Source organism: Sphingomonas citricola (genome assembly GCF_019429535.1).
Lineage (GTDB): Bacteria > Pseudomonadota > Alphaproteobacteria > Sphingomonadales > Sphingomonadaceae > Sphingomonas > Sphingomonas citricola.
Genome location: NZ_JAHXZM010000003.1, coordinates 102,368 through 127,853 on the forward strand (window position 1 = coordinate 102,368; position 25,486 = coordinate 127,853).

Consider the following 25,486-nt stretch of genomic DNA (forward strand, 5'->3'; position numbering starts at 1 on the left):
CATGCTGCAATGGATCGTGATCCTTTGCGCCGGCATCGCCGCCGCCGCGGTGATAATCAACGAGCTCCAGCGTCACTTCGGCGAGATCCTCGACGCGCTCGCCGGTCGCCCGCGCGTCCCGACGTCGCGCGAGCTGGACCGCTGGCGGGCGCTGCACGGCGCCGCCGATCGCCGCGGTCCGTACACGATCAGCGACTCGCGCGCCGAGCCGGCCGGCAAGGTGGTGCGGCATGGCTGAGCGCTATACCGCTGCGCAGGTTCGCGCCGCGCTGTTGAACCGTTACCGGGCGCCGGAGTGGGCGTGCTTCTTCGAGGTCGCCGACAGTACGGGCGCGCGAGCCACGCGGTCCGCGGACGCGATCGCGATGAGCCTCTACCCCTCGCGCGGGCTTCGACTGCACGGGTTCGAGATCAAGGTAAGCCGATCGGACTGGCTGCACGAGCTGAAGCAGCCCGAGAAGTCTGTTGCCCTCCAGCGCTACTGCGACCACTGGTGGATCGTCACGCCGGCTGACATCGTGAAAGACGGGGAGCTTCCGCCAACCTGGGGTCACCTGATCCTCAAAGGCAACGGCTTCAACTGCGCGATAAAGGCACCCGTTCTGGAGCGCGAGGCGTGGTCGCCGGAGTTCTTGGCCGCCCTGCTGCGTCGCGCGCATGACGCCCGCGAGCAGGCAATTCGTGATGGCGTGACCACCGCCATGAAAGACGAGCGCGCCGCCATCGAGAAGGAGGTCGAGCGCCGCTCGAAGTACGAGATCGAGCGGCATACCCGCACCACCTCCGATGCTGTCCGACAACTTGCAGCGATCCGCGAGGCCGCGGGCATTGAGCCCGAACGCTACTTCGACGGCGAGGGGCTGGGCCGGGCTATCGCGCTGGTTCACCGCACCGGTGTTGCGGCGACCTACGGCTCGCTCAACACGCTGGCGCACCACGCGCGCGCGATGGTGCAGGCCATCGACGACGTGCGCCCCCAAATTGAGAGCGAGGCAGCATGACCGCCCGTGCCCCTCGACCCCACACCGGAGGCCCTGAGCGCACCCTCTCGCGCGATCGCCTGATCGACCGCCGCGAGCAGCTGCTCAAGCTACCAAAATCTCCCGCGCGCACGCTCGGCCTGAACAAGGTCCGTCAGCAGCTCGCGTCGCTCTCCACCCGCAGCGAAAGGCGCGGCGCATGACCGATGCAACTCTACCCGAAAGCACGAACTCGCCCGCCGCATCCCTGACCAGCGAACCCGAGAAGCTGCTGCCGTGTCCGTTTTGCGCGGGGCCGGGGCACCTCCGCCACAGTATCTTTGAGATTGACGCTGGGTGGCACGTCGTGTGCCACGGGCGAAAGGACTGCCCGCTTTATTGCAGTGAGCCCTATCAGGTCCACGGCAGCGAGGCCGACGCCATCGCCGCCTGGAACACCCGTCTCTCATCTCCCGTAAGCGGGACAGACATGGTGGAACGGCTGGTGCAGGCAATGTGGGCCAGCGAGGATGAACCCGGCACGCTGGACGAAAGCGGGCGCCGCGGCACCTTCGAGCGCCTGGCGCACGCGGCCCTCTCCACTCCCGCAACACTCGATAATACAGCGGTGGAGGGGCAACCCGCGCGCGTGTACCTCGCCAGCCGGTTCAGCCGACGCCACGAGTGCCATGCGCTTGCGCAGGTGTTGAAGGCGGCAGGGCACAGCATCGCAAGTGAGTGGGTACAGGCCGATCAAGAAAGCGTGCCGGTTGTCGGGCCGAGTGACACCGCTGCGCCTGAATACCGTGAGTATTGGGGCAAGCTTGACCTACAGAACGTGCGTGACTGCGACTGGCTTATCAGCTTGCAGGAGCCGGAGCGCTCTGGTGGTCGCGGCGGGCGGCACGTTGAATTCGGCATCGCGGCTGCGCTCAACAAGCGGCTGACCATCATCGGCCCGCGCGAAACGGTGTTCCACCACCTGCCGAACGTCGAGCACTTCGACACGGTAGAGGCGCTCGTCGCTACCCTCACCGCAAAGACGGAGAAGGCGGAATGAGCGGGGAGCAGGACGTGGCAGCGATTGCCGCGGGGCTGACCGCACAGCAACGCGCGTTAGCAAGCGGGCGGTACGACGATGACTTCGCCAGCCACGAAGATGCGGCTGCACTTGAACGGGCAGGCATCTGGGAAGCGCTTCCGCCCGACGACGAGGACGAGTTCTGGCGGTTTGACGTAACCCCGCTGGGTCTCGCTGTCCGCGCGCACCTGCTGTCCGACACCCCCACTCAGGTAAATGAAGGGGACCGCTGATGGGCGAGCGCCTTCGTGTCGCTCCGATCGCCTTCGCGGACGCTGCGGCCTTCGTGATCGAACATCATCGGCACCACACTCGCCCGACCGGCCACAAATTCAGTCTCGCCGCGATGGCGGGCGATGATGTAGTCGGCGTCGTGATCGTGGGCCGTCCGGTCGCGCGCAGGTTGGATGATGGCCGCACGCTGGAAGTCACGCGCCTGTGCACCACCGGCCATCGCAACGCCTGCTCCTTCCTGTACGGTGCAGCCGCACGCGCTGCCTTCGCGCTCGGCTACTCGCGGATCGGCACGTACATCCTGAAGCGTGAGCCGGGCACCAGCCTCGCCGCTGCCGGTTGGAAGCTGATCGGTGAGACGCCCGGTAAGAGCTGGTCTGTGCCGTCCCGCGCCCGCCAGGACAAGCACCCGATCGAGCCGAAGCTACGGTGGGAGATCGCCGCATGATTTCCGCCATCCGCCGTCTTTCCACTAGTACCGATAAGGGGGTGAGATGACCTCGCGCGCGTATCCACCGCGCATGATGAAGCGCGCCGACGCCGCCTATTACTGCAGCCTCGCGCCCGGCAAATTCATCCAGGAGGTCGCCAGCGGACGCTTGTCACCGCCGGTAACGCTTGGGGGCGAAGATCATTGGGACAGGGGCGCGCTCGATCGCGACCTCGACCGGCTCGCCGGCGATGTGACCGACTGGCGCAGGGAGCAGCCGGGCCTTGCCGCTTAGCCTCCCGAAGCATGTCCGCCGCAAGGTGTCGAAGGGGCGGACCTACTACTATTTCGACACCGGCCAGAAGGTTGACGGCAAGCCGGTACTTGCACGGCTGCCGGACCTGCGCGACCCGAAATTCGGCGGATCCCTCGCCGCGTTGCAGGGGCATCGCAGCCGCCGCGCGCCTGTCGAGATGCTGAAGGTGCCTAAACTGGTCGACCAATACGAGTCGAGCCCGGCGTGGCGCACGCTGAGCCCGAACAGTCAGCGGCTGTACGAGATCTACCTGCGCCGGCTGGAGAAGCTGCTGCCGACCGCGCCCGCCGCTGAGGTAACGCGCGCGGACGTTCGCAAGCTGATGGATGGCATGGCCGCGACGCCCGGCGCCGCGAACGCCTTCCTCTCGGCCGCGCGCGCGCTCTTCGCTTGGGCGAAGGACCGTGACCTAGTACCGACCAATCCCTGCGAAGGCGTCGATACGCTCCCCGGGGGCGAGCACCAGCCGTGGCCGGAGCATGTTCTGCGCGCCGCGCTGGCAAGCGACGACCCTGCCGTCCGCCGCCTGACACACATGCTCTACTACACCGCGCAGCGCCTCGGCGACGTGCTGGCGATGACCTGGGCGGACGTCAGCGACGATCGTCTACTCGTGCGCCAGCAGAAGACGGGGCGCGTATTAAGCATCCCGCTCCACCGCGCGTTGCGCGACGAGCTTGGCCGTGAGGGCGGGGAGGGTCCGATCCTGCGAAGCCCCGCTGGCCGGCCCTACAGCGGCGACATGGCGCGCAAGGTGCTCAAGACGTTCACCGCCTCGCAGAACGTGCCCTGCGTGCCGCACGGCTTGCGCAAGAACGCCGTGATCGCGCTGCTCGAGGCCGGGTGTTCGGTAGCGGAGACCGCGGCGATCTCGGGGCAGACGCTCCAGATGGTAGAACACTACGCCAAGCGGCGCGATCAGGCGCTGCTCGCGAGCGCCGCGATGATGCGCTGGGAGGGCGCGGCAGATAACCCGCGCGGCTGAGAGCACGAAACACGAACGTGCAAACTTGTGAAAACCATCGCCGGAACACGGCTGTTTTCCTTATGTTCTAGTTAGGTGTCAATTAACTCGACAAGGTCGAGCGCGCTGAACAGCCGGACGCGTGCCTGCTCGACCCGCGCGACGAAGGCGGGATCGCCGATCTCGCCCGGCGTGATCGCTTCGGGCCAGTGCGACGCGACCACATCGTCGATGCGATCGAGCTTCGCCGCATCGACGGTGAACCGTTGATCGACGTGCGCGGGATCGCATGCCACGCGCAGCCGCAGGCACGCGGGGCCACCGCCGTTCGCCATCGACTCGCGGACGTCGACCACTTCGACGCGCCGGATCGGGCCATTCCCGGCCAGATGATCCTGCAACCACGCCCACGTCCGCGGATTCTCGCGCACCTCCTGCGGGACGATCAGCGTTTGCTGACCCGCGGGTGTGCTCACCAGTTGCGCGTTGAAGAGGTAGGAACCGATCGCGTCGCTCAGGCTGACCGCCGCGGCGGGCACCTCGACGATCTCGACCTCCGGCATCACCGCGCGCAATTGCGCGTAGAACCCCGCACGATCGGCGAAAGCCTGTTCGTGCGCAAATAGCGTGCGCTCATTCGCGACCGCGACGACGTCGTTGTGGAACGCCCCGGCCGCGATTGCCTCGCTCGACTGCTCGACGAACAGCGTCCGCGCGGGATTGAGTCCATGCCCGCGCGCGATCGCGCGGCTCGCCTCCACGTGCTGGCGCGCGGGGAAGGGCCCGCCCGACACGCCGTAGACGAACACCTCGACCCCCGCGGCGTCGTGCGACGCGCACAGGCGCATATGATTGGCGGCGCCCTCGTCACCGAACGGGGCGGAAACGGGGGCGTGGACGCGAAAGGCGTCGTGCGCGAAGGCGAGACGGAGCTGCGCCAGCGTATCGGGCCATTCGTGGCTGCGATGCGGCATCGTGACGAGGTTGGCGACGCTCAGATGGCAGCGCCCGTCGGCGCAATCGGGCGCAGGCGATACCGTCGCGGCATTCGCCGCCCACATCGCCGATGCCGACAGCGCGCGCGCGCGCAGATGCGGCTCGGCACGCGCGTAATCGGTGTGGAGCGCCGCGAGCCAGCGGTGATCGGGGCGGCGATGCGGCAACAGCACGCCCTGCACCAGCCCGAGCGCGAGATTGGCGCGCATCTTCGCTATGCCCTGCAACGCCGCGGCGCGCGGGTGCGCCACGGCACCGGCGTTGCTGGTCGCGGCGAGATTGCCGGGGCTCAATCCGGCGTAATTGTGCGTCGGGCCGATGATGCCGTCGAAATTGATCTCGCGCATCACGGTTACAGCCTGCCGACGTGGGTGATCGCCGCGTCCTCCGCGATGCCGAGCGTGTCGGCGCCCGATCTGCCGAGGATGACGCCGTCGCCGCATTCGCGCACCTCGCCGTAGGTGCAGCGGAAACCGGCCAGCTCGCCCGTCGCGATCAGTGCCTGCTCGCCCGCCTCGGCGTCGATCGCGACCACAGTCGCGCGCCGCGCGTCGCGGATGCTGCGCACTGCGTCGGTCCGCGCGGTCATCGTCGGGCCGCCGTCGAAGATGTCGACGTAATTCTCGAAGGCGAAGCCCTCGTTCTCAAGCATCCGCATCGCCGCGCGTCCGCTGGGGTGCGGCTTGCCGATCGCGGCGCGCGCGGTCTCCGACAGCATCGCGGTATAGATCGGGTGCTTGGGCATCAGGTCAGCGATGAACTGGTGTCCATTAACCGCATTAAATTCGTCTGCGGCTTGAAAGTTCATACCGAAGAAGCGTCCGGCCAGACCGTCCCAGAACGGCGATCCGCCCGCCTCGTCGATCAGCCCGCGCAGCTCCGCCAGAATTCGCGGCGCGAAGCGCGCGCGGTGCATCGCGATGAACAGGTAGCGCGCGCGTGCGAGCAGCAGCCCGAGCCCGCCCGCGCGCTCGTTCGGATGGAGGAAGAGCCCGCCCACCTCGCTGCATCCTTCCAGATCGGTCGTCAGCGTCAGCATCTCGGCGCGAAACGTCCGGTCGAGCTCACGGCTGTGCTGCGTCAGCGTGCCGATGCGATAGCTGTAGAAAGGGTGCTGCTGCCCGACCATCGTGAAGATCTGGCACGTGCCGCGCACCTCGCGCGTCGCGGTGTTTTCGAGGATCAGGACGAACAGTTCGTCGGTGACGGGGCCACCCTCACGCGCGAATGCTTCGCGGCTGCGCGCGAGCTTCGCGGACAATGCCTTGCGATCGGGCGGCAGGTTGGTGAAGCCGCCGCCGGTCAGCTTGGCCATCTCGTACAGATGCGGCAGGTCGGCCTCGGTCGCGGCACGGACAACGAACGTCAAAGAAGGGCTCCCTCGGCTATGCGCTTGATCGTTAGCGCCGACAGCGCGGCGCGCTCGGCGAGGCTGTCGACGAGCAGATATTCGTCCGACGAATGGATTGCGCCGCCGCGCACGCCCATCGTGTCTACCACCGGCACCCCCGCCGCGGCGATGTTGTTGCCGTCGCACACGCCGCCGGTGTCGCGCCAGACGATGTTGAGATCGAGCGCGGCCCCCGCGCCCTTTACCAGCGCGAACAGCCGCGCTGCCCCCGCGTCGATCGGCTTGGGCGGGCGATTGAAGCTGCCGTGGACCTCGACCGCAACATCGTGGCGCGCCGCCGCCTGGCTGGTCACCGCGTCGACCAACGTTCGCGCGCGCTCGATCTCGCCCGCGTCACCCGGTCGGAAATTGACGCGCAGGACCGCGCGATCGGGCACGACGTTGTTGGGCCCGCCACCGTCGATCCGCGCCGGGTTGACCGCGAGCCGCGGCCCGCGCGCGTCGTGCAGCCGCAATGCGATCTCGCTCGCCGCGACGATCGCGTTCCGGCCATCCTCGGGATTGCGCCCCGCATGTGCCGACCGCCCGGAAACGAGGATCGAGAAATTACCGGTCCCGCCCCGCGCGCCCGCTAGCGTGCCGTCGGGCAGCGCGGGCTCGTACGTCAGCGCCGCCTGTTTCCCTCGCGCCGCCTCGGCGATCAGTCGCGCGGACGAGAACGAACCCGTCTCCTCGTCGGCGTTAATCAGCACGTCGTATCCGAGCTGCGTCATCCCCGCAGCCTCGACCACCCGCAGCGCCTCGAGCATCACCGACAGGCCGCCCTTCATGTCGGCGACGCCCGGCCCGTTGAGCGTGGTGTCGTCGCGCCACGTCAGCGTCTGGAACGCGTGGTCGGCGGGGTAGACGGTGTCCATATGTCCAGTGAACAGCATCTGGACGGGTGCCTCGGGCCGGACGGTCAGCCGCAGGTGTCGCCCGTGCAACAGCCGCGTCAGCGATCCGTCCGCGCCGACGCTGTCCGCCTCGTCTCCCTCGATCAGTGACAGTTCTCCGGGCAGCGCGGCGAAGTCGTCTGCCAGCAGCGCCGCCATCGCCGCCAGCCCCGCTAGATTTCGTGTCCCGCTGTTGATCGCGCTCCACGCCTGCGTCCGCGCGAGCAGCGCTGCCGCGTCGATCCGCTCTGTCAGCGCCCAATCCGTCTGTCTCTCCATCACGCCGCCAGCCTAGCGCGATCAAGTAACAAATGCGACCGTCGTCTCAGATCGGAGTTTTTCCAGCAATTATTCTTGTTGCGAAAGTGTCTTATGCGCGACTCTATCGACCACTCAGAAACTGTACACGATCGAGGCCCGGCTGGTCGTATCGGTCGACACACGCCCCTCGGGCGGCGCGCTCTCATATTGCACCATGTATGAGATTTGCGCCGATAATGGCCCGATCAGCTTGGCGGCGAGCGCGGTGTTGCTGCTAATCGTGCTGTTGAAGCGCTCGCCATATGCAGAGGCATTCTGCTTGACGGTGACGCCGGGCGACAATTTCCAGTTGAGGTCCAAGCTGCCGCGCGCGGCGGGGCTGCTCTGCAACCGCCCGTCGGTGAAACTGGTGTAGCGGAACGCAGGCCCGACCTCGACGTCGAGGGTCAGCGTCGGAGATCGAAGCGCGTTGTAACCGGCGCCGGTCGAGGCCGAATAACGCTGGAAATAGCCGAAGAAACGGTCCGCCTCGAACTGCGCGCTGCCGTAGAGGTAGAGGCGGTCGTCGATCTTCCAGTTTGGCTCATAGGCGGCGAGATAATGCTCGCGGCTGGTGACACCGGCGTTGCGCTGGTAATCGGCCTGCAGCCGCAATTTGTGCCGCCAGTTGAGGCTTTCGCGCTGTAGATTGGCCGTGCCCGTGATCCCGGTGACCTGCGTGTTGCCGGTGGAGGCAAAGCCCCCGGCCTCGATCCGCCCCGTCCACAATTCGAGCGCGGAGGCGTCGCGCAACCGCTCGTCGCGTTCACGTGCACGCGCGTCGCGCCATTCGCTCGCCAGCTTGAGCGAAGCATCGCCCGACGCGGGATCGGCGAGCCGCGCATATTTGACGATCGTGTTGACCGCATTCTCGTCCCCCGACGCCATCGCGGCGTCGAGCATCGAGCGGATCGTCGGCGGGATCGCCATCGGGTCGGTCGCATCGATCGCATCGGTCACGACGGCGGCAAGTAGCAGCGCAGCGATCATCGGCGGCGGTGCGCGATCGGCAATAGGCCGGAGTGAGGGCAGGCGGCAGTCACGGCGTCGACGAATCCCGCGTCAGTTCAGATGATCCGCGAAGGCAGCGAGCACGTCCTCGTACAGGGCGCGTTTGAACGGAACGATCAGCCGCGGCAGATCGGCGGGTTCCGCCCAGCGCCAGGCACGGAATTCGGGATGCGCGGTGTCGATGCGGATGTCGCTGTCCTCGCCTTCGAAGCGGAACAGGAACCAGCGCTGGCGCTGCCCGCGATACGTGCCCTTCCACACCTTGCCGACCAGCTCGGGCGGCAGATCGTAGAAAAGCTCATCCTTCGCCTCGGCAATAAGCGAGACCTTATCGGGACTTACGCCCGTTTCCTCACCCAGCTCGCGAACCGCGGCGGCCTGGGCATCCTCGCCGGGATCGATCCCGCCCTGCGGCATCTGCCACGCCTCGAGCGTGTTATCGATCCGCTGTCCGACGAAGACTTTGTTGTCGCGGTTGATCAGCATGACGCCCGCGCACGGGCGATAGGGGAGCGAGGACGGATCGGTCATGCTCGTTTCCCTACCAGCCGGCGCGCGCCGACTCCACCGTCGACGCGCGCCGGTCGGCTAATCGTCAGCCCGCCGACTGCGCTGCGGCACGTTGCACCTCCGCCTCGGTCACCGCGCCCTTCACTGCGGTGAGATAGGCCGCGACATCGACCGCGCTCGACGGCACCGCCTGACGCAGCGTGATGAAGCCGTGGATATTGCCGCGCGCTTCGCGGAAGGTGACGGGCACCCCCGCCTGGATCAGCGCGGCGGCATAGGCGCGACCCTGATCGCGGATCGGATCAAGGCTGGCGGTCACGATCACCGCGGGCGGCAACCCGGCGAGCGATCCGCCCATCGGCGACGCCTTCACATGCTCCGGGTCGGGTGCGTAATGCTCGCCGAACCACAGCATGCCTTCGCGCGTCAGCAGAAAACCGTCGGCGAAGTCATTGAAGGACGGATATTCCTTCATCATGTCGGCAGCGGGATAGATCGGCGCCTGAACGATCACGGGCACGTCCGCGGGTTCGTCGCGCAAGCCGATCGCGGTGGTGATCGTCAGCGTTCCGCCCGCGCTGTCGCCCGATAGCACCAGCGAGGTCGCACGACGCCCCAATTCACTCGGGTTGCTCGCGACCCAGCGCGCGGCTGCCTCGCAATCGTCGGGGGCGGCGGGCCATTTCGCCTCGGGGGCGAGTCGGTAGTCGACCGACACGACGGGCAGGTCGAGTTGCCGCGCCATCTCGGCAGTGAAGCTCGCGTGCGTATCGACGTTGCCGATGACGAAGCCGCCACCGTGAAAGAAGACGACAACCGGGCCCGGATCGCGCGTTTCGCGCGGGTCGAACAAGCGCGCGGCGATGCTGCCACCCTCGACCGGGATCGTCAGATCCTTGATCGTCGCGAGCACGCCGACTGGCGGATCGGCGATGTCCTTCATCGCGTGGAACACCGCGCGCGCCTCGCTCGGCGTTTGCTGGTGCATCTTCGGTCCGGGGATGCTGTTCAGATAGTCGAGGAAGTTGCGCACGTCGGGACGGACGTACGGGGCGTCCTTCGTCTCGGTGGGGGGATCGATGGTCGTGTCGGTCAATGACGCTCTCCTTGGGGCCGCGCGGTGGCACGTCGTTGTTTGCAACCTATCTTAATCGCATGATCGCGGTCGTCCACCATTCCGATTACGTGACCGAAGCGCCCGTGCGCAGTACCTATCGCTGGGGCAAGAACGGCGCGATCCGCGACCTGCTGCGCGCCGAGGGGAACCGGATCGGCTGGCACGAACCCGCGGCGATGCCGCGCGCCTGGCTAGAGGCGGTCCACGATCCCGACTATGTCGCGCAGGTGCTGTCGGCGCAGGTTCCGCGCGAGAAGGAGCGGCGAACGGGCTTTCCGATCACGCCGCTCGTCGCGCGGCGCGCGGCGGTGGTGCCTGGCGGAACCTATCTCGCCGCGCTGCTCGCGATCGATCGCGGGTTCGCCGCCAATACCGCGGGCGGCAGCCATCACGCGCTCGCCGACACGGGCGCGGGTTACTGCGTCTTCAACGATCTCGCGATCGCCGCGCACCGGCTGGTCGAGGAGGGCCGAGTGGCGCGCGTCGCGATCGTCGACTGCGACGTGCATCAAGGCGACGGTACCGCCGCTCTCACCGCCGGACACCCGCAGATCGCGACCTATTCGATCCACGCGGCGAAGAATTTTCCCGCGCGCAAGGCGCAGTCGACGCTCGACGTCGCGGTGCGTGACGGGGTCGGCGACGCCGAATATCTCGATACGCTGGAGGAGACGCTGGCGGGCTTTCTCGACGCGCACCGCTCCGATCTGATCCTGTATCAGGGCGGGGTCGATCCGTTCGCGGGCGACCGGCTCGGACGGCTGGCGCTGAGCGAGGAGGGGCTCGTCGCGCGCGATCAACTGGTCGCGCGGCTGGCGAACGACCGCGCGCTGCCACTCGCCTCCACCGTGGGGGGCGGATACGGCGACGACGTGATGGCGATCGCGGCGCGCCACGTGCGTGTGATCCTGACGCTCGGCGATGCGATTGCGGCACGACCCGTTGCGGCAGCGGAACAGAACGACGGAGCCAGCGTAGTCGCCGGGTGACGAGCATCCTGTGGTTCCGCCAAGACCTCCGCCTTCACGACCAGCCGGCGCTCCTTGCAGCGATCGCCGACGGCGACGTGATCCCGCTCTACATCCTCGACGACGGAACGCCGGGCGACTGGCGCATCGGCGCGGCGCAGCGCTGGTGGCTGCACGGCAGCCTCGCCGCGCTCGACGAGAGCCTGCGCGCGCACGGCAGCCGGCTGATTCTGCGCCGCGGGGTCGCGGCCGATGTGCTGACAGCCATGCTGGCCGAGACGAAGGCGGACCGTATTCACGCGCTTCACCATTACGAACCCTGGTGGCGCGACGCCGAGGAGAAGCTTGGCGATCGGCTCTGCCTCCACGACGGCAATCACCTCGTCCATATCGAGGACGTGAAGACCGGCAGCGGCGCGCCGTTCCGCATCTATTCGTCGTTCTGGAAGGCGCTTCAGAGGCATATGCCGCCCGAGCAGCCGCACGCCGCGCCCAAAACCATCCCCGCCCCCAAGAAATGGCCGAAATCCGATACGCTCGCCGATTTCGACCTGCTGCCCACCAAGCCCGACTGGTCGGTCGATTTCGACGGCGAGCCCGGCGAGGTCGAGGCGACGAAGAAGGCGACCGCCTTCGCCCGGCGGGTCGATCGTTACGAGCAGATGCGCAACCTGCCGGGTGAGGAGGGCACCTCGCTTCTGTCGCCGCACCTGCATTTTGGAGAAATCTCGGCGCGTGCGTTGTGGCACAAGGTCGGCACCAGCGAGGATGCGGTCAAGTTCCAGATGGAACTCGCCTGGCGCGACTTCACCAGCGGGGTGACGCTCGCGCTGCCCGACTATGGCGACAAGAACGGCCGTCCGAAATATGACAAGCTCGAATGGCGCACGGGCAAGGAGGCGAAGGCGGACCTGCGCGCGTGGCAGCGCGGACAGACGGGTTACCCGATCGTCGATGCCGGCATGCGGCAGCTGTGGACCAGCGGCTGGATGCACAACCGTTTGCGCATGATCACCGCGAGCTTCCTGATCAAGCATCTGCTGATCGACTGGCGCGAGGGCGAACGCTGGTTCTGGGACTGCCTCGTCGACGCCGATTACGGCAACAATTCGGTCAATTGGCAGTGGGTCGCGGGGACCGGCGTCGACGCCAACATGTTTTCCCGCATCATGGCACCGCTGACGCAATCGGAGAAGTTCGACGCCGGCGGCTATATCCGTCGCTGGGTGCCGGAACTCGCCGACGTGCCCGATGCCGCGATCCACGATCCCGAAGCCGCCGGGTGCAAGCCCGACGCTTATCCCTCCAAGATCATCGGGCACCGCGAGGCACGCGAACGCGCGCTGGCGGCGGCGGCGCGGTTGCGATAACCGCCGCGTCCTATGGACGCTTCCGTTCGCCAGCCCCGCCGTGCAACCCACTTCTCCGGGCTGACCGCGCCCGTCTTCCACCGCATCCTCGACCGCGTCGACGCCGGGCTGGTCGACGGCGCGATCGAGGCGACGCTGCCCGATGGCACGCACCGGTTGCTAGGCGGGCGTAGTGACGGACCGGTCGCGATCGTCCGGGTCCACCGCTGGCGCGCGTTATGGCGGCTCGTCTCGGCGGGTTCGATCGGCTGGTACGAGGGGTGGGAAGCAGGCGACTGGTCGAGCCCCGACCTCGTCCCGATCTTCGACCTGTTCATGCGCAACCGCGCGGCGCTCGGCGACACCGCGCGTGCGAAACGCGGCGCGAAGCTCGCCGCCCGCGTCCTCCACGCCTTTCGCCGCAACGACCGGCGCGGCGCACGGCGCAACATCGCCGCGCACTATGACCTAGGTAACGATTTCTACCGCGAATGGCTCGACGAGACGCTGACCTATTCGTCCGCCATTGTCGCGCACGCCGACGAACCGCTCGCCACCGCGCAGCAGCGCAAGCTCGACGCGATCCTCGCGCGAACGGGTGCGAAGCCCGGCGACCAGATACTCGAGATCGGCTGCGGCTGGGGCTCGTTCGCTGCCACCGCGGCCCGAAGTGGCGTGAAGGTCCACGCGCTGACGCTATCGACCGAGCAGCGCGACCATGTCGTCGCGCGCGCGCTTCCCGGCGTCAGCGTGGGGCTGACCGATTATCGCGACGTGACGGGTACCTATGACGCGGTCGCGAGTATCGAGATGGTCGAGGCGGTCGGCCGGGAATATTGGCCCGCCTATCTCCAGACGATCGCGCGCGTGCTGAAGCCAGGCGGGCGCGCCGCGCTGCAATATATCACGATCGCCGACGACGTGTTCGATGCCTATGCCGGCAGCGTCGACTTCATCCAGCGCTACGTCTTTCCCGGCGGGCTGCTGCTGTCCGAGTCGCGCTTCCGCCGCATCGCCGAGGCGAGCGGGCTCGAGTGGCGCGACCGGCACGCGTTCGGGCTAGATTATGCCGAAACGTTGCGACAGTGGCGCGATCGCTTCGACGCGGCGGCGAGCGAGGGTCGCCTGCCACCGCGGTTCGACGCGCGCTTCCAGCGTTTGTGGCGCTTCTACCTGATGTACTGCGAGGGCGGCTTCCGCGGCGGCGGGATCGACGTCGCGCAGGTCACGCTGGTGAATCGCTGACGGTTACGCCTCGACGCGTTCGCGGTGCCCGGCGGGAAAGCCCTCGACCGCCAGCCGCACGATCGCTGCGGCGACCGTCTCGGGCGGCTTCACCGAGGCAGGATCCTCGCCCGGATAGGCGCGCGCGCGCATCTTCGTCCGCGTGGCACCCGGATCGAGGATCGCGGTCCGCACGCGGCTGACCTCCGCCATCTCGTCTCCGTAAGCGCCCAGCAACGTGTCGAACGCCGCCTTCGACGCGCCGTACGCGCCCCAATAAGCGCGCGGCTTGGCCCCGACCGACGAGGTGACGCCGATCACGCGCGCGCCTGCCGAGCGGCGCAGCAGGGGATCGAACGCCTGGATCATCGCCACCTGCGCCGACACGTTCAGCGTCAGCACCTGCGCCAGTTCCTTCGCATCGATCGCGGGCACTGCCGACAGCGTGCCGAGCATTCCGGCGTTCAGCACCATGACGTCGAGCGCGTCCCACCGATCGGCGACAGCAGTCGCCAGACGCGCGATCGAATCGGTCTGCGTCAGGTCGAGCGGTGCGATCGTCGCGGATCCGCCGGCATCGAAGATACGCTCCTCGACGCCTTCCAGATCATTCGCGGTGCGCGCGGTGATGACGACGTGCGCGCCCTCCGCCGCCAGCGCGATCGCGGTCGCCGCACCGATCCCTCGGCTCGCGCCGGTCACCAGCGCGAGCTTGCCTTCCAATCCCTTGGTCAAATCAGTTCACTCGTTCTGCCAGAAGCGCGAATTGGTCGACCGATGTCGTGTCGTCGTGATCGGTCAGGCTCGTCGGGTAATCGCCGGTGAAGCAGGCGTCGCAGTATTTCGGGCGAATGTCGGCGCGGTGCGTCTCGCCCAGCGCCTTGTACAGCCCGTCGATCGACACGAAGGCGAGGCTGTCCGCGTGGATGAATTCGGTCATGCCGCCGACGTCATGTTTCGCGGCCAGCAACTTGGCGCGCTCGGGCGTGTCGACGCCGTAGAAGCATGAGTGGCGCGTCGGCGGGGAGGCAATCCGCATGTGCACTTCGGCCGCCCCCGCGTCGCGCATCATCTGCACGATCTTCAGGGACGTGGTCCCGCGTACGATCGAATCGTCGATCAGCACGACGCGCTTGCCCTGGATCAGCGCGCGGTTGGCGTTGTGCTTCAGCTTGACGCCCAGGTGGCGGACCTTGTCACCCGGCTGGATGAAGGTGCGGCCGACATAGTGCGAGCGGATGATCCCGAGCTCGAACGGGATGCCGCTCTCCTGCGCGTAGCCGATCGCGGCGGGTACGCCCGAATCGGGCACCGGGATGACGAGATCGGCGTCGACCGGCGCCTCGATCGCGAGCTGCGCGCCGATGTTCTTGCGGACCGAGTAGATCGACTGGTCGTCGACGATCGAATCGGGGCGCGAGAAATACACCCATTCGAAGATGCACGGACGCGGCGACAGCGGCGCGAACGGATGCACCGACCGCATCTCGCTACCCTGTACGATCACGAGCTCGCCCGGTTCGACCTCGCGGACGAATTCGGCCCCGACGACGTCGAGCGCGACCGATTCGGAGGCGAAGATGATCGCGTCGCCGAGCTTGCCCATCACCAGCGGGCGGATACCCAGCGGGTCGCGGCACGCGATCATGCCCTCGGGCGTCATCACGATTAGCGCATAAGCGCCCTCGACCTGCTTCAGCGCGTCGATGAAGCGGTCGAGCAGTGTCCGGTAGCTCGACGTCGCGACCAGATGGATGATCGTCTCGGTGTCCGAGGTCGACTGGAAGATCGAGCCGCGGCGGACCAGCTCGCGGCGCAGCTTCATCGCGTTCGACAGATTGCCGTTGTGCGCGATCGCGAAACCGCCCGACGACAGTTCGGCGTAGAGCGGCTGGACGTTGCGGAGCGCCGTCTCGCCGGTCGTCGAATAGCGCACGTGCCCGCACGCGACCTCACCGGGCAACGAGCGGATCACGTCGTCGCGGTCGAAATTGCCCGCGACATGACCCATCGCGCGGTGGGTATGGAACATCGCGCCGTCGAACGTCGTGATGCCGGCGGCTTCCTGTCCACGGTGTTGCAGCGCGTGGAGGCCGAGGGCGACCAGCGCGGCGGCACCCTCGGTCTGCGACACACCGAAGATGCCGCACTCCTCGTGCAGATGGTCGTCGTCGAACGGATGTGTGGTCAGCATGGGGCCGAAGCTCGCGTTGGGGGGCTCGCGTAATGCCGGGCCGCATATAGCGACTGTCGCGCGATTGTCATCCTGGCACCGCCCGCGATCGCACCCCCGGCCTGTTGCCGCTGCGCGAACCCCGCTACGGGGCGATGCATGGACGACCGCGAACAAGGCACCACCTTTCAACCCAGATTCGACGCGAACGGCCTCGTCACCGCCGTCGTCAGCGACCGCGCCGGCGCGCTTCTGATGGTCGCGCACATGAACGCCGACGCGCTCGCCGCGACGCAGGCGAGCGGGGAGGCGACTTTCTGGTCGCGCAGCCGCGCGCAATTGTGGAAGAAGGGTGAGACCTCGGGCAACGTTCTGCGGGTCGTCGAGATGCGCGTCGATTGCGATCAGGATGCTTTATGGCTGATCGTCGATCCCGCCGGTCCCGCCTGCCACACCGGCGCGACAAGTTGCTTCTATCGCCGCGTCGACGGAGACGCGTTGGAGCGCGTGAATTGAAGCCGCTGGCGCTGGCGACCGCGCTGTTCCTTTCGTCGTGCGATGGCCCTTCGGTTGCGAGCCGGGGGAATAGCGCGGGCGATGCGCTCGAACGTGCGGCGCGCGCGAGCGGAATGGTCGCCGACCCCGCCGCGCTGGTGCCCGCCGGGGTCTACGGCAGCGGCGAAGACAAGGTCTGCCTCGTATCCGACGGGGCCGATCGATACCGCATCGGCGCGTCGGTCGATCTCGGCGAGCAGCAGCGCTGCATCGGCCGCGGCACCGCGCTTGGGCGCGACAAGCTCGACGTGCGGCTGGGCGCGAACTGTGCGTTCGTCGCCTCGCTCGACAGCGACACGATCGTCTTTCCCCCGGTGCTTCCGGGCGCGTGCGACACGATGTGCGAGGGCCGCGCGACACTCGCCGCGCTGGCCGCCGCGCGGCTCAGCGACAGCGTGTCGGAGGCGTCGCGCGCGATCGGATCGGACGGGAAACCCCTCTGCGACGGTTGACGTTCACGTAAGGGGAAGGTAGATGGCGCGGCATGAGCGCTGTCGCCTACGCCGTCGTTCCGCCGCGTGATGATCGCGAGCATTTCAGCATCTCGGACCTGTCGGCGGAGTTTGGCATCACCCCGCGCGCGCTGCGGTTCTACGAGGACGAGGGGCTGATCAGTCCCGAGCGCCGCGGCCTCGCGCGCATCTATTCGCAGCGCGACCGTGCGCGGCTCGCCTGGATCCTGCGCGGCAAGCGCGTCGGGTTCAGCCTCGCCGATATCCGCCAGATGATCGACCTCTACGATCTGGGCGACGGCCGCCGCGCGCAGCGGGCGATCACGATCGAGCGCTGCCGTGAACGCATCGCCACGCTTCAGGCGCAGCGCACCGACATCGATGCCGCGATCCTTGAGCTCGAGGAATTCATCGGCGTCATCGAAACCTCGAATCCAACCCTTCATCCGACTCCCAAATCGACCAAGGAAGCCTGACATGCCGCAATATACGCCCCCCGTCCGCGACACGCGCTTCGTGCTCGAACACGTCGTCGGGCTCGACCGCTACGCCAACGTGACCGGCTTCGCCGCCGCGACGCCCGACACCGTCGACGCGGTACTGGAAGAAGGCGGCCGCTTCGTCGCCGAGGTGCTGTTCCCGCTCAACCAGTCGGGCGATCTGGAGGGCTGCACCCGCCACGAGGACGGATCGGTCACGACGCCCAAGGGTTTCAAGGACGCGTACAAAAAGTTCGTCGAATCGGGCTGGGGCACGCTCAGTGCGCCCGAGGCATTTGGCGGGCAGGGGATGCCGCACGTCGTATCGACCGCGTTCCAGGAGTATATGATCAGTGCCAACATGGCCTTCGCCATGTACCCCGGCCTCGCCCACGGCGCGATCGCCGCGCTGGTTGTGAAGGGCAGCCCTGAGCAGCAGGAAAAGTATCTGCCGCGCATGATCTCGGGCGAGTGGGGCGGCACCATGAACCTGACCGAGCCGCAGTGCGGCACCGATCTCGGGCTGATCCGCACCCGCGCCGAGCCGCAGGCGGACGGCAGCTACGCCATCACCGGTACCAAGATCTTCATCTCGGCGGGCGAGCACGACCTGACGGACAACATCATCCACCTCGTCCTCGCCAAGACGCCGGGCGCGCCCGACACGTCAAAGGGCATTTCGCTGTTCGTGGTGCCCAAGGTGATGGTCAACCACGACGGCTCATTGGGGGAGCGGAATGCCGTGTCGTGCGGCTCGATCGAGCACAAAATGGGCATTCACGGCAACGCCACCTGCGTCATGAACTATGACGGCGCGACCGGCTGGCTCGTCGGCGAGGAGATGAAGGGGTTGGCCGCGATGTTCATCATGATGAACGCGGCGCGCCTCGGCGTCGGTTTGCAGGGGCTGGGCGTTGCGGAAACCGCGTACCAAAATGCAGTGCAATATGCGAGGGACCGCCGCCAGGGTCGCGCGCTGACCGGCCCGGCCGAGCCGAACGAGAAGGCCGACACGCTGTTCGTCCACCCCGACGTCCGCCGCATGTTGATGGATGCGAAGGCGTGGATCGAGGGGCTGCGCGCGCTGTGCCTGTGGGGGGCGCTCCAGGTCGACCTCGAGCACAATGCCGAGAGCGAGGAGGAGCGTCAGCTCGCCAGCGACCTGATCGGTCTGCTCACCCCCGTCATCAAGGGCGTCGGCACCGACAAGGGCTACGAGATCGCGACCAATGCGCAGCAGGTCTACGGCGGGCACGGCTATATCCAGGAATGGGGGATGGAGCAGTACGTTCGCGACGCCCGCATCGCGCAGATCTACGAAGGCACGAACGGCGTGCAGGCGATGGATCTCGCCGGGCGCAAGCTGGCGCAGAACGGCGGCCGCGCGGTGATGGCGTTCGGCAAGATGGTGACCGAGGAGATCGCCGCAGCGAAGCAGGACGAGGCGACCGCGGACTTCGCGGCGCGATTGGAGAAGGCCGCGGGCGAGCTGCAGGGCGCGACGATGTGGTTCATGGCGAACGGCATGAAGAACCCCAACAACATCGGCGCGGGCGCGGTGCCGTACATGCACCTGGTCGGCATCGTCGCGGTCGGGCTGATGTGGCTGCGCATGGCGTCGGCGGCGGCGCGGTTGAAGGCCGCGGGCGAGGGCGACGCGGCCTTCCTAGACGGCAAGCTGGTGACGGCGCGCTATTTCGCCGAGCGTGTCCTGCCCGAGGCTGGCGCATTGCGTCGCAAGATCGAAGGCGGTGCCGACGCGATCATGGCGCTGCCGGTCGAGATGTTCGCGGCGGCCTGACCGGGTCGAGCCGCCGACCGGTGCGTGTCACTGGTCGGCGGTGCGACCCGTTGCCGCTTCGACCTTCGCGGCAGGCTTGGCCGCTTCGGTGGGCTCTGCGGGCAAGGCGGTGGCGCGGCGGACGCCGGGCAGCGGGGTCGGGCCGCGTGGCGGAACGGTCGTGCCACTCGGCGCGCTGCCGGCCACCGGCACTGCGGTGAGCGTGCCGCGTCGGCGCATGCACTCGCCGATGTCGGCGCGCTTGAATTGCCCGCAGTTCCACAGCGCGCGTTCGAAGCCATTGCCGCGATCACGCAGGTAGCTGAACCCCATCGACGCATATTGCTGCGGCGACATCGTCAGCCCGGCGGGCATCAATCGCGCAACGGCCCAGCCCATCAGCTTGCAGCGCGGACGATCGCCGCACGCGGTCTTCGCCAGTGTCGGCAGCGTGTCTTCCTGACGCGGATCGATGACGACCAGGAACGTGTCCGGATCCTCCGCCAGTGGTTTGAGCGCCGCGGGCTGTGCCAGCGGCAGCGCGCCGGGCGCGGGCTGCGCATCGGCGGGCAGGTCAGCGAACAGCGGTAGCGCGGCGGCGAGCGCATCCTCCGCTTCGTCCATTGCGCCGCCTAGCCGATGCGCGTCCGAGATTGCGGCGAGCTTAGGCACGCTCGGCTCGGCGGAGGCGACGGTGCGGTTGAACGCCGGCGGCGTTCCCCACCATCCCGCCCAACGGAAGAACAGGTGGCTGTGGACGGCCGCGATCTTGTCGAGGCTCGATTGCCAGTAGGGGACGACCCAGTCGGTATGGTAATGCGTCGCATAGCCGACGGGCTTGTAGACCCGGCCGGTGAGCGCCTGCGTCGCTAGTGCGCGCGCGTCGCGCCACATCACCTCGCTGGGCGTCCAGCGGGTCAGCGCGCCGTCGCAGGTGAAGGTGAACTGGCAGCCGGTGCTGCGTTCCTGCCCCTCGAACACCACGCCGCAGACGGTTTTGGGGAAGGCGGGGTGGCGCAACCGGTTGAGGATTACCTGCGCGACCGCGCGCTGCCCCTGCGGATCGTTCCCCGCCTCGTAGATCTGCGCGGCGGCGAGGCAGTCGGTCGCGCGCGCGATGCTGGCGGCGTCACCGGCGATGCGGAACGGCCGCGCCGCCGGGTTGGGACCGGTGACGAACGGTACGCTGTCGTTGAACGCCTTCGCGTCCTGCGGGCTGAGCGCGACGAACGCGACGGGCTCGACGGGCGGGAGGACGGTCGCGGGCACGATCTTGCGTTTGGCAAGCGCGCGCAGCGCCGCCGGGCGCGCAGCAGTCGCCGGCGGGTGCGTCACCACCCATGCCGGTACGGCCACCGCCGCGACCGCGACGAACGAGAGGATCGCGCGCAGGCCCGGCGTGACCTGCGCGCCCGGTATCGAACCGCTCACTGTTCGGGCAGGAAGTCCGGCACCGACAGGTAACGCTCACCCGTGTCGTAGTTGAACCCGAGCACGCGGACGTTGTCGGGCAGGTCGGGGAGCTTCTGCAGAATCGCGGCGAGCGTCGCGCCCGACGAGATGCCGACCAGCATGCCCTCCTCACGCGCCGAACGCCGCGCCATGTCCTTGGCGACCGCGGCGTCGACCTCGATCACGCCGTCGAGCAATTGCGTGTGGAGGTTCGCCGGGATGAAGCCGGCACCGATCCCCTGAATCGGGTGCGGACCCGGCTGGCCGCCGCCGATGACGGGAGAGGCGGCGGGTTCGACCGCGAAAACCTTCAGGTTCGGCCATTCCTTCTTCAGCACCTCGGCGACGCCGGTGATGTGCCCGCCGGTGCCGACGCCGGTGATGATGACGTCGATCGGCGTATCACGGAAGTCGTTGAGGATTTCCTGCGCGGTCGTGCGGACGTGAACGTCGACGTTCGCGGGATTCTCGAACTGCTGCGGCATCCACGCATTGTCGGTCTGATCGACCAATTCCAGCGCACGCTCGATCGCGCCCTTCATACCCTTCTCGCGCGGGGTCAGGTCGAACGTCGCGCCGTACGCGAGCATCAGCCGGCGACGCTCCAGCGACATGCTCTCGGGCATGACGAGGACGAGCTTGTAGCCTTTGACCGCCGCGACCATCGCGAGGCCGATGCCGGTGTTGCCACTGGTCGGCTCGATGATCGTGCCGCCCGGTTTTAGCTCGCCTGACTTTTCCGCCGCCTCGATCATCGCGAGCGCGATGCGGTCCTTGACCGAGCCGCCGGGATTGCCCCGCTCAGACTTGATCCACACTTCGCTGTCGGGGAACAGCCGCTGCACGCGGACGTGCGGGGTGTTGCCGATCGTGTCGAGAATGGTGTTGGCCTTCATGGCTGTATGCCTCCGTTCTGCGGTCCGGGCTCTAGCGCCTCGGGCGGGTCAAAGGTCCGTGCGTTCTTGAGTTCGGGGAAAAGCCGCGCCCACACAAGCGTGATCGCGATCGCGCCGACACCGCCCGCGACCACTGCGCCGACCGGGCCGAGCAGCGAGGCGAGCAGGCCGCTCTCCGCCTCGCCCAGCTCGTTCGACGCCGAGATGGTGAGCTGCGACACCGCGCTGACGCGGCCGCGCATCGCGTCGGGGGTGTGGAGCTGGATCAGCGAGGTGCGGACGTACACCGACACCATGTCGGCGCACCCTGCGACGATCAGCGCGGCAAGGCTGAGCCAGAACGAGCGCGAGATGCCGAACGTCAGGATCGCAAGCCCGAAGACGACGACCGCGACGAGCATCTTGACCCCGACGTTCTTCTTCATCGGGTTGAACGAGAACCACAAAGCGGTCGACGCGGCACCGATCCCCATGCCCGCGGCAAGAAAGCCCAGCCCGCTCGCGCCGACGTGCAGGATGTCGCGCGCGTAGATCGGCAGGAGCGCTGTCGCGCCCGCGAGCAACACCGCGAAGAGATCGAGCGTGATCGCGGCGAGCACCAGCCGGTTCTGCCGCACGTATTGAAAGCCGTCGAGGATCCGCTGCATCGGGCGACGATCCTTCTGCGCCGGCGGCTGCGGCACGCGTCCGATCATGAACATGAGCGCGAGCGCAACGAGCAGCATCCCCGATATGACGCCGTAGGCGATGTCGGGGTGGAGCCCGTAGAGGAAGCCGCCGACGCTGGGTCCGACGATCGTGCCGGTCTGCCACGCGATCGAGCTGATCGCGATCGCGGTTGGCAGGCTTTCCTTGGGAACCAGATTGGGCGCGAGCGCGGAATAGGCCGGGCCGGAGAAGGCGCGCGCGACCCCGACCAGCACGGCGGCACCGAACAGCGCGGGCAGCGTCAGCGTATCGGTGTAGGTCAGATAGCCGAGCGTCGCTGCCACCGTGCAGAGCAGCGCCGTGGTCGCGCGCACGATCCAGCGGCGGTCGACGCTGTCGGCGACCAGCCCGACCAGCGGGGTGAGCAGAAACAACGGCACGAACTGCACCAGCCCGATCATGCCGAGCAGAAAGGCGGAATCCTGCACCGACATCGTCTGGCGCGCGATGCCGTACACCTGCCAGCCGATGATGATCGCCTGCGCGCTGATCGCGATGGTGCCGGCGAAGCGCGACAGCCAATAGGCGCGGAAATTGGCGATGCGCAGCGGGTGCACGGTCTGTTCCATCTGGCCCGGGGACTTAGGCGGCGGTGGTAGCCAAGGCAACGGGCATGACAGGGTCGGACAAGACGGTGGATGCCGTTACGGCCAAGCGTTGCAGCCGCCGTGCAATCGCGCCTATAGGCCCGCATCCCTTTCCCCAGGTACGAGGTTTTTGTCCGTGGCCAAAGCCCCCGCCCGCGCACCCGCGCCAAGCGAGCCACCTACGTCCAATCGCGAGCGTCCGAACGACCCGCAACCCTATGCGGCCTCGAAGGACGAGCTGCTGAAATTCTACGAGCAGATGCTGCTCATCCGCCGGTTCGAGGAAAAGGCGGGGCAGCTCTACGGCCTCGGCCTGATCGGCGGGTTCTGCCACCTCTATATCGGCCAGGAGGCCGTCGCGGTTGGCTTGCAGTCGGCATTGTCGGGCGATGACTCGGTCATCACCGGCTACCGCGACCACGGCCACATGCTGCTGTGCGGCATCCCGCCCAAGGACGTGATGGCGGAGCTGACCGGGCGTCAGGCCGGCATCTCGAAGGGCAAGGGCGGCTCGATGCACATGTTCAGCGTCGAGCATAAGTTCTACGGCGGGCACGGCATCGTCGGCGCGCAGGTGTCGCTCGGCACCGGTCTCGCCTTCGCGCACAAGTACCGGAACGATGGCGGCGTGGCGCTCGCCTATTTCGGCGACGGCGCGGCGAACCAGGGCCAGGTGTACGAGAGCTTCAACATGGCCGAGCTGTGGAAGCTGCCGATCATCTACGTGATCGAGAACAACCAGTATGCGATGGGCACCAGCGTCAACCGCGCCTCGGCCGAGGACCAGCTGTATCGCCGCGGAGAGAGCTTCCGCATTCCGGGCCTGCAGATCGACGGCATGGACGTGCTGGCGGCGCGCGGCGCAGCGGAAGAAGCGCTCGCCTGGGTGCGCGCTGGCAAGGGGCCGATCATCCTTGAGATGAAGACCTATCGCTACCGCGGCCATTCGATGTCCGACCCCGCCAAATACCGTTCGCGCGACGAGGTGCAGGCGGTGCGCGACAAGTCCGACCCGATCGAGCATGTCAAGAAGCTGCTGTCCGAGCAGGGCGTGGGCGAGGACGAATTGAAGAAGATTGAGCAGGACATTCGCCGCCAGGTGAACGAGTCCGCCGACTTCGCCGAGAGCACACCCGAGCCGGAGCCTTCCGAATTGTACACCGATGTTCTGGTGGAGAACTACTGACATGGCGATCGACATCAAGATGCCGGCGCTGTCGCCCACGATGGAAGAGGGCACGCTGGCCAAGTGGCTGGTGAAGGAAGGCGACACGGTCAAGTCGGGCGACATCATGGCCGAGATCGAGACCGACAAGGCGACGATGGAGTTCGAGGCGGTCGACGAGGGCGTCGTCGCGAAGATCCTGGTGGCCGAGGGTACCGACAACGTGAAGGTCGGCGAGGTCATTATGCAGCTCGACGGCGAGGACGCCGGGGTTGGCGGCTCGACCGCGCCCGCGCAGGCGGCACCCGCCGATCAGGGCGCGGCGACGAAAGACGACAATCCCGCCGCGGACGCCAAGGCGGACGAGAAGAAGGCCGACGCGGTCGAGGATTCGGCGCACCCGGCGCAGGAGAAGGTCGAGACCGGCGCGCGCCAATTGTTCGCCGCCGCCGAGAACAAGGCCGAGGTGCGCGACCCCGCGATCCCCGCCGGCACCGAGATGGTGAAGATAACCGTCCGCGAGGCGCTGCGCGACGCGATGGCGGAGGAGATGCGCGCCGACGACCGCGTCTTCGTGATGGGCGAGGAAGTCGCGCAATATCAGGGCGCGTACAAGGTCACGCAGGGGCTGCTCGACGAGTTCGGCGATCGCCGCGTGATCGACACGCCGATCACCGAATACGGCTTCGCCGGCATTGGTTCGGGTGCGGCGATGGGCGGGTTGAAGCCGATCGTCGAGTTCATGACCTTCAACTTCGCGTTGCAGGCGATCGACCACATCATCAACTCGGCTGCCAAGACCAACTACATGTCGGGCGGCCAGATGCGCTGCCCGATCGTGTTCCGTGGTCCGAACGGCGCGGCGAGCCGCGTCGGCGCGCAGCACAGCCAAAACTTCGGTCCGTGGTACGCGAGCGTGCCGGGCCTGATCGTGATCGCGCCCTACGACGCGGCCGATGCCAAGGGGTTGCTCAAGGCCGCGATCCGCACGACCGACCCGGTCGTGTTCCTGGAAAATGAACTCTTGTACGGCCGCTCGTTCGAGGTGCCCAAGCTCGACGACTGGGTGCTGCCGATCGGCAAGGCGCGGATCATGCGCGAGGGCAGCGACGTGACGATCGTCAGCTACTCGATCGGCGTCGGGCTCGCGCTCGAAGCCGCGGACAAGCTGGCCGAGGAGGGCATTGACGCCGAGGTGATCGACCTGCGCACGCTGCGCCCGCTCGACAAGCAAACGGTGCTCAAGTCGCTTGCCAAGACCAACCGCATGGTCGTGGTCGAAGAGGGCTGGCCGACCTGCTCGATCGCGTCGGAAATCAGCACGATCGCGATGGAGGAAGGCTTCGACGACCTCGATGCGCCCGTCATGCGCGTGACCGACGAGGACGTGCCGCTGCCCTACGCCGCCAATCTGGAGAAGCTGGCGCTTGTGTCGGCGGACAAGGTGATCGCGGCGGTGAAGAAGGTCTGTTACCGCAAGTAAAGCATCGTCAC

The 25,486-nt window shown here is 67.5% G+C and carries 28 protein-coding genes; 17 read left to right on the plus strand and 11 right to left on the minus strand.

Translation table 11 applies throughout. The annotated features are described in order from the left end of the window. The first annotated feature begins 1 nt into the window (after position 1). Genes KZ810_RS08135 through KZ810_RS08170 form a run of 8 tightly spaced genes read left to right on the plus strand, consistent with a single transcriptional unit; the run spans position 2 to position 4,005 of the window. Positions 2-238 (plus strand): hypothetical protein, encoded by a 237-nt coding sequence (locus tag KZ810_RS08135; RefSeq protein ID WP_219768541.1) that lies wholly within the window; start codon positions 2-4, stop codon positions 236-238. Then, a complete protein-coding gene (locus tag KZ810_RS08140; RefSeq protein WP_219768542.1) occupies positions 231-1,001 on the plus strand; it encodes a hypothetical protein in 771 nt (256 codons plus the stop codon). The genes KZ810_RS08135 and KZ810_RS08140 overlap by 8 nt, the downstream gene beginning before the upstream one ends. Then, a complete protein-coding gene (locus KZ810_RS08145) occupies positions 998-1,183 on the plus strand; it encodes a hypothetical protein (protein WP_219768543.1) in 186 nt (61 codons plus the stop codon). The genes KZ810_RS08140 and KZ810_RS08145 overlap by 4 nt, the downstream gene beginning before the upstream one ends. Continuing rightward, positions 1,180-2,019 carry a Lar family restriction alleviation protein gene (locus KZ810_RS08150; protein WP_219768545.1) on the plus strand — a complete coding sequence of 280 codons (840 nt, stop codon included), beginning with the start codon at positions 1,180-1,182 and terminating at the stop codon, positions 2,017-2,019. The genes KZ810_RS08145 and KZ810_RS08150 overlap by 4 nt, the downstream gene beginning before the upstream one ends. Next, positions 2,016-2,273, plus strand: coding sequence for a hypothetical protein (locus tag KZ810_RS08155; RefSeq protein ID WP_219768547.1), 258 nt, complete (start codon positions 2,016-2,018; stop codon positions 2,271-2,273). The genes KZ810_RS08150 and KZ810_RS08155 overlap by 4 nt, the downstream gene beginning before the upstream one ends. Then, positions 2,273-2,722 (plus strand): XF1762 family protein, encoded by a 450-nt coding sequence (locus KZ810_RS17235; RefSeq protein WP_258044650.1) that lies wholly within the window; start codon positions 2,273-2,275, stop codon positions 2,720-2,722. The genes KZ810_RS08155 and KZ810_RS17235 overlap by 1 nt, the downstream gene beginning before the upstream one ends. A 46-nt stretch (positions 2,723-2,768) precedes the next feature. Beyond that, positions 2,769-2,999 (plus strand): hypothetical protein, encoded by a 231-nt coding sequence (locus KZ810_RS08165; RefSeq protein ID WP_219768548.1) that lies wholly within the window; start codon positions 2,769-2,771, stop codon positions 2,997-2,999. Next, the gene (locus KZ810_RS08170) at positions 2,989-4,005 is read left to right on the plus strand and encodes a site-specific integrase (protein ID WP_219768549.1); all 1,017 of its coding nucleotides are present in this window, start codon (positions 2,989-2,991) and stop codon (positions 4,003-4,005) included. The genes KZ810_RS08165 and KZ810_RS08170 overlap by 11 nt, the downstream gene beginning before the upstream one ends. Positions 4,006-4,076: 71 nt before the next feature. Here the strand turns inward: KZ810_RS08170 and KZ810_RS08175 are convergent, their stop codons facing one another. The 6 genes from KZ810_RS08175 to KZ810_RS08200 all read right to left on the minus strand — a co-directional run bounded on the left by KZ810_RS08175 (position 4,077) and on the right by KZ810_RS08200 (position 10,183). Continuing rightward, positions 4,077-5,327, minus strand: a complete 1,251-nt coding sequence (locus KZ810_RS08175) for an N-succinylarginine dihydrolase (protein WP_219768550.1) — start codon at positions 5,325-5,327, stop codon at positions 4,077-4,079. A 5-nt stretch (positions 5,328-5,332) separates the two neighbouring features. After that, positions 5,333-6,349: an arginine N-succinyltransferase gene (gene astA, locus KZ810_RS08180; RefSeq protein WP_219768551.1), complete on the minus strand. Its 1,017-nt coding sequence runs from the start codon at positions 6,347-6,349 to the stop codon at positions 5,333-5,335. Continuing rightward, positions 6,346-7,545: a hydrolase gene (locus KZ810_RS08185; RefSeq protein ID WP_219768552.1), complete on the minus strand. Its 1,200-nt coding sequence runs from the start codon at positions 7,543-7,545 to the stop codon at positions 6,346-6,348. Before KZ810_RS08185 ends, astA begins: the two co-directional genes overlap by 4 nt. A gap of 114 nt (positions 7,546-7,659) precedes the next feature. After that, positions 7,660-8,556 (minus strand): DUF481 domain-containing protein, encoded by an 897-nt coding sequence (locus tag KZ810_RS08190; protein ID WP_219768553.1) that lies wholly within the window; start codon positions 8,554-8,556, stop codon positions 7,660-7,662. Between the two features lie 72 nt (positions 8,557-8,628). Continuing rightward, complete coding sequence (locus tag KZ810_RS08195; protein ID WP_219768554.1) at positions 8,629-9,108, minus strand: RNA pyrophosphohydrolase; 480 nt, start codon at positions 9,106-9,108, stop codon at positions 8,629-8,631. Between the two features lie 64 nt (positions 9,109-9,172). Next, on the minus strand, positions 9,173-10,183 hold the full coding sequence (locus tag KZ810_RS08200) for an alpha/beta hydrolase (RefSeq protein WP_219768555.1): 1,011 nt from the start codon (positions 10,181-10,183) through the stop codon (positions 9,173-9,175). A 59-nt stretch (positions 10,184-10,242) separates the two neighbouring features. Here KZ810_RS08200 and KZ810_RS08205 point away from each other — a divergent pair, with 59 nt between their 5' ends. Genes KZ810_RS08205 through KZ810_RS08215 form a run of 3 tightly spaced genes read left to right on the plus strand, consistent with a single transcriptional unit; the run spans position 10,243 to position 13,766 of the window. Beyond that, on the plus strand, positions 10,243-11,193 hold the full coding sequence (locus KZ810_RS08205) for a histone deacetylase family protein (protein ID WP_219769043.1): 951 nt from the start codon (positions 10,243-10,245) through the stop codon (positions 11,191-11,193). Continuing rightward, on the plus strand, positions 11,190-12,542 hold the full coding sequence (locus KZ810_RS08210) for a cryptochrome/photolyase family protein (protein ID WP_219768556.1): 1,353 nt from the start codon (positions 11,190-11,192) through the stop codon (positions 12,540-12,542). The genes KZ810_RS08205 and KZ810_RS08210 overlap by 4 nt, the downstream gene beginning before the upstream one ends. A gap of 12 nt (positions 12,543-12,554) precedes the next feature. Next, positions 12,555-13,766: an SAM-dependent methyltransferase gene (locus KZ810_RS08215; protein ID WP_219768558.1), complete on the plus strand. Its 1,212-nt coding sequence runs from the start codon at positions 12,555-12,557 to the stop codon at positions 13,764-13,766. Between the two features lie 3 nt (positions 13,767-13,769). On the opposite strand, the gene KZ810_RS08220 is transcribed toward KZ810_RS08215, so the two are convergent. Then, the gene (locus KZ810_RS08220) at positions 13,770-14,480 is read right to left on the minus strand and encodes an SDR family NAD(P)-dependent oxidoreductase (protein ID WP_219768559.1); all 711 of its coding nucleotides are present in this window, start codon (positions 14,478-14,480) and stop codon (positions 13,770-13,772) included. 1 nt (position 14,481) lies between these two features. Further along, positions 14,482-15,939: an amidophosphoribosyltransferase gene (gene purF / locus KZ810_RS08225; protein WP_219768560.1), complete on the minus strand. Its 1,458-nt coding sequence runs from the start codon at positions 15,937-15,939 to the stop codon at positions 14,482-14,484. A gap of 138 nt (positions 15,940-16,077) precedes the next feature. Here purF and hisI point away from each other — a divergent pair, with 138 nt between their 5' ends. Genes hisI through KZ810_RS08245 form a run of 4 tightly spaced genes read left to right on the plus strand, consistent with a single transcriptional unit; the run spans position 16,078 to position 19,205 of the window. Beyond that, positions 16,078-16,434, plus strand: a complete 357-nt coding sequence (gene hisI / locus KZ810_RS08230; RefSeq protein ID WP_219768562.1) for a phosphoribosyl-AMP cyclohydrolase — start codon at positions 16,078-16,080, stop codon at positions 16,432-16,434. Continuing rightward, on the plus strand, positions 16,431-16,925 hold the full coding sequence (locus tag KZ810_RS08235; RefSeq protein ID WP_219768563.1) for a hypothetical protein: 495 nt from the start codon (positions 16,431-16,433) through the stop codon (positions 16,923-16,925). The genes hisI and KZ810_RS08235 overlap by 4 nt, the downstream gene beginning before the upstream one ends. A gap of 32 nt (positions 16,926-16,957) precedes the next feature. Then, a complete protein-coding gene (locus KZ810_RS08240) occupies positions 16,958-17,401 on the plus strand; it encodes a MerR family transcriptional regulator (RefSeq protein WP_219768565.1) in 444 nt (147 codons plus the stop codon). Position 17,402: 1 nt separating this feature from the next. Next, complete coding sequence (locus tag KZ810_RS08245) at positions 17,403-19,205, plus strand: acyl-CoA dehydrogenase C-terminal domain-containing protein (RefSeq protein ID WP_219768567.1); 1,803 nt, start codon at positions 17,403-17,405, stop codon at positions 19,203-19,205. A gap of 27 nt (positions 19,206-19,232) precedes the next feature. Here KZ810_RS08245 and KZ810_RS08250 read toward each other — a convergent pair whose 3' ends face one another. From KZ810_RS08250 to KZ810_RS08260, 3 genes are read right to left on the minus strand one after another with little or no spacing between them, the layout of a single operon-like run. Beyond that, on the minus strand, positions 19,233-20,615 hold the full coding sequence (locus KZ810_RS08250; RefSeq protein ID WP_308461515.1) for a cell wall hydrolase: 1,383 nt from the start codon (positions 20,613-20,615) through the stop codon (positions 19,233-19,235). Next, positions 20,612-21,532, minus strand: coding sequence for a cysteine synthase A (gene cysK, locus KZ810_RS08255; protein ID WP_219768568.1), 921 nt, complete (start codon positions 21,530-21,532; stop codon positions 20,612-20,614). The genes KZ810_RS08250 and cysK overlap by 4 nt, the downstream gene beginning before the upstream one ends. Further along, positions 21,529-22,809, minus strand: coding sequence for an MFS transporter (locus KZ810_RS08260; protein WP_219768570.1), 1,281 nt, complete (start codon positions 22,807-22,809; stop codon positions 21,529-21,531). The genes cysK and KZ810_RS08260 overlap by 4 nt, the downstream gene beginning before the upstream one ends. A gap of 154 nt (positions 22,810-22,963) precedes the next feature. Here KZ810_RS08260 and pdhA point away from each other — a divergent pair, with 154 nt between their 5' ends. Both pdhA and KZ810_RS08270 read left to right on the plus strand, forming a co-directional pair. Further along, complete coding sequence (pdhA, locus tag KZ810_RS08265) at positions 22,964-24,013, plus strand: pyruvate dehydrogenase (acetyl-transferring) E1 component subunit alpha (RefSeq protein WP_219768572.1); 1,050 nt, start codon at positions 22,964-22,966, stop codon at positions 24,011-24,013. A 1-nt stretch (position 24,014) separates the two neighbouring features. Further along, complete coding sequence (locus KZ810_RS08270) at positions 24,015-25,475, plus strand: pyruvate dehydrogenase complex E1 component subunit beta (RefSeq protein WP_219768574.1); 1,461 nt, start codon at positions 24,015-24,017, stop codon at positions 25,473-25,475. The last annotated feature ends 11 nt before the right edge of the window (positions 25,476-25,486 follow it).

What these genes read in the sequence shown, in the direction of transcription:
- KZ810_RS08165 (WP_219768548.1), top strand. Translation starts at nt 2,769, where the DNA reads ATGACCTCGCGCGCGTATCCACCGCGCATGATGAAGCGCGCCGACGCC.
- KZ810_RS08245 (WP_219768567.1), top strand. Translation starts at nt 17,403, where the DNA reads ATGCCGCAATATACGCCCCCCGTCCGCGACACGCGCTTCGTGCTCGAA.
- purF (WP_219768560.1), bottom strand. Translation starts at nt 15,939, where the DNA reads ATGCTGACCACACATCCGTTCGACGACGACCATCTGCACGAGGAGTGC.
- KZ810_RS17235 (WP_258044650.1), top strand. Translation starts at nt 2,273, where the DNA reads ATGGGCGAGCGCCTTCGTGTCGCTCCGATCGCCTTCGCGGACGCTGCG.
- KZ810_RS08145 (WP_219768543.1), top strand. Translation starts at nt 998, where the DNA reads ATGACCGCCCGTGCCCCTCGACCCCACACCGGAGGCCCTGAGCGCACC.
- KZ810_RS08260 (WP_219768570.1), bottom strand. Translation starts at nt 22,809, where the DNA reads ATGGAACAGACCGTGCACCCGCTGCGCATCGCCAATTTCCGCGCCTAT.
- KZ810_RS08270 (WP_219768574.1), top strand. Translation starts at nt 24,015, where the DNA reads ATGGCGATCGACATCAAGATGCCGGCGCTGTCGCCCACGATGGAAGAG.
- KZ810_RS08195 (WP_219768554.1), bottom strand. Translation starts at nt 9,108, where the DNA reads ATGACCGATCCGTCCTCGCTCCCCTATCGCCCGTGCGCGGGCGTCATG.
- KZ810_RS08155 (WP_219768547.1), top strand. Translation starts at nt 2,016, where the DNA reads ATGAGCGGGGAGCAGGACGTGGCAGCGATTGCCGCGGGGCTGACCGCA.
- hisI (WP_219768562.1), top strand. Translation starts at nt 16,078, where the DNA reads ATGGACGACCGCGAACAAGGCACCACCTTTCAACCCAGATTCGACGCG.
- KZ810_RS08205 (WP_219769043.1), top strand. Translation starts at nt 10,243, where the DNA reads ATGATCGCGGTCGTCCACCATTCCGATTACGTGACCGAAGCGCCCGTG.
- KZ810_RS08150 (WP_219768545.1), top strand. Translation starts at nt 1,180, where the DNA reads ATGACCGATGCAACTCTACCCGAAAGCACGAACTCGCCCGCCGCATCC.
- KZ810_RS08135 (WP_219768541.1), top strand. Translation starts at nt 2, where the DNA reads ATGCTGCAATGGATCGTGATCCTTTGCGCCGGCATCGCCGCCGCCGCG.
- KZ810_RS08215 (WP_219768558.1), top strand. Translation starts at nt 12,555, where the DNA reads ATGGACGCTTCCGTTCGCCAGCCCCGCCGTGCAACCCACTTCTCCGGG.
- cysK (WP_219768568.1), bottom strand. Translation starts at nt 21,532, where the DNA reads ATGAAGGCCAACACCATTCTCGACACGATCGGCAACACCCCGCACGTC.
- KZ810_RS08190 (WP_219768553.1), bottom strand. Translation starts at nt 8,556, where the DNA reads ATGATCGCTGCGCTGCTACTTGCCGCCGTCGTGACCGATGCGATCGAT.
- KZ810_RS08240 (WP_219768565.1), top strand. Translation starts at nt 16,958, where the DNA reads ATGAGCGCTGTCGCCTACGCCGTCGTTCCGCCGCGTGATGATCGCGAG.
- KZ810_RS08185 (WP_219768552.1), bottom strand. Translation starts at nt 7,545, where the DNA reads ATGGAGAGACAGACGGATTGGGCGCTGACAGAGCGGATCGACGCGGCA.
- KZ810_RS08140 (WP_219768542.1), top strand. Translation starts at nt 231, where the DNA reads ATGGCTGAGCGCTATACCGCTGCGCAGGTTCGCGCCGCGCTGTTGAAC.
- KZ810_RS08175 (WP_219768550.1), bottom strand. Translation starts at nt 5,327, where the DNA reads ATGCGCGAGATCAATTTCGACGGCATCATCGGCCCGACGCACAATTAC.